3 protein-coding genes and 1 pseudogene are annotated in these 1782 nt (G+C 57.9%); 3 read left to right on the forward strand and 1 reads right to left on the reverse strand.

Annotation, left to right across the window (positions count from 1 at the left end):
* Window positions 1-385, reverse strand: a 385-nt coding sequence (locus DEH80_RS17860; protein WP_133249312.1) for a helix-turn-helix domain-containing protein, incomplete at its 3' end; no start/stop codon positions are given.
* Between the two features lie 99 nt (window positions 386-484).
* On the opposite strand from DEH80_RS17860, the gene DEH80_RS17650 reads away from it, so the two are divergent.
* The 3 genes and pseudogenes from DEH80_RS17650 to DEH80_RS16995 form a co-directional block, all read left to right on the forward strand.
* Window positions 485-955: a transposase gene (locus DEH80_RS17650; RefSeq protein WP_243412848.1), complete on the forward strand. Its 471-nt coding sequence runs from the start codon at window positions 485-487 to the stop codon at window positions 953-955.
* Entirely contained in the window at window positions 912-1196 is a 285-nt protein-coding gene (locus DEH80_RS17480; protein ID WP_207774671.1) for a hypothetical protein, read from the forward strand. Before DEH80_RS17650 ends, DEH80_RS17480 begins: the two co-directional genes overlap by 44 nt.
* Before the next feature lie 43 nt (window positions 1197-1239).
* Window positions 1240-1524, forward strand: a pseudogene (locus DEH80_RS16995) (helix-turn-helix domain-containing protein); the annotation flags it as partial.
* Window positions 1525-1782: the final 258 nt, after the last annotated feature.

The raw sequence follows: 1782 nt of genomic DNA on the forward strand, positions 1-1782 counted from the left end.
TTCTCGGCTGCGCGTAGACCCACGAATARATSGTCTCGTGGCTCACGTGCATGGACGGATCGTCCGGGTGTTCCCGTTTCAGCTTTTCTGCGATTTGCTCTGGCGACCACTGGCGATGCTCAAGCATGCTGACGACCCGATCTGACAATCGTGTACCGGCTTGCAGCTTAGACGGTCGGCCGCACCTGCGACGAGCCCGGCGGTAGCGTTGGGCGGCCTGGACTGCCGAGTATGTTCGGCCGCTCTGGCGTGACAGCTCACGAGAGATCGTTGAACGGTGACGGCCCAACAGGCGTGCGATGGAACTGAGCGTGGCGCCCTGGCCGTGCTGAATCATGATGGTCGCACGCTCTTCTGGACTCAGGTGATGGTAGTTGGATGACATGGCAACACTCTTTTTGGATAGTGTTGCACTTGTTTCCTGAGCCTACGCAGACCCCGGTTTATGCTGGCCTGACGAGATTTTTTCAAGCTGAGTCGATCGATGCCACGACGAGCCCGAGTGATTCTGCCCGGCACTCCACTGCACTTGATTCAACGGGGCAATAACCGCTGCGCCTGCTTCTTTGACGATCAGGATTATCAGTTCTATCTGGAGTGGCTGGGTGAGTATGCGAAGCAAACCGGTTGCTCCGTGCATGCCTATGTCCTGATGACCAACCACGTCCACTTGTTGGTGAGCGGCCGAACAAACCGCAGCGTCGGTGACCTGATGAAGCGCCTGGGTCAGCGGTACGTGCAGTACGTCAACCGGACGTATCGACGCAGTGGCACGCTTTGGGAAGGCGGTTCGCTCTTGCCTGACACGAGAGGAATCTTATGTACTGGCTTGTTACCGATACATCGAACTCAACCCGGTTCGGGCAGGTATCGTTGCCCACCCTGGAGAGTACCGATGGTCAAGCTACGACGTGAACGCGCAACAGGGGGCTTCACCATTTCTTGTGCCGCATGAAACGTACAAACGTCTGGGCAGCAATGAGGAAGATCGGCGCCTTGCTTACCGAGAGCTGTTGCGGTCGGACCTCGAACCCGAGATGGTGGACAGGATTCGCAAGGCGACGAATGGGAACTATGCGCTGGGTAGCGAACGATTTGCGGAGGAAGTGGCGTTGATGCTGGCTCGGCGCGTCACACCTGGAAAATCGGGCCGGCCCCGTAAGCCGGAAGTTGGCCGGAATGAGAGTTTGTTCTAGAAATCGTAGTCTGTCCCCTATATTGCTCTAGGGCTACACCCAGCAGGCGCTGGCCGATGCGGTGGGCTTGCATGTGAATCAGATCAAGCGCTACGAGGCGAGCACGGCGCAGCCGACATTGGATGCACTGGTGCGCCTGGCCAAGGCGCTGCATGTGAGCCTGGATGCGCTGGTGTTTTCAGACGATGCCCGCGGGCCAGGCAATGATCTGCGCTTGCAGATTGAGGCGGTGCAGGGCTTTTCGCCGGAGGAAAAGGCGGTGACCAAGACGCTGCTGGAAAGCTTGATCCTCAAGCACGATGCGGGGCGGTTTTCTAAGAGCGCTTAGTCAGACCCATCCGCACCGGGCATGAAAAACCCCGCGCGAGGCGGGGTCGGGGATGGTGTCTCTCTGCTAATTGGATGGATTAGCGATCGGGCGACTTAATTGGGGTCTGTCCCTGAGGGTTCCCCACATCTTTCCTTGCGTAATCAACCGCTTGAGGTGTAGCTTGCGGTGAAAACAGCGCGTGCACGACGAGTTTTTTCCTCGTTTCCGACAAGAAGCGAGGCTCGCCATGCACGCCACGAGAGTATTGCAGAAGCT

Source organism: Abyssibacter profundi, assembly GCF_003151135.1.
Classification (GTDB): domain Bacteria; phylum Pseudomonadota; class Gammaproteobacteria; order Nevskiales; family OUC007; genus Abyssibacter; species Abyssibacter profundi.

Excerpts from the sequence above, each read along its gene's own strand:
- DEH80_RS17650 (WP_243412848.1), top strand. The coding sequence starts at position 485 with ATGCCACGACGAGCCCGAGTGATTCTGCCCGGCACTCCACTGCACTTG.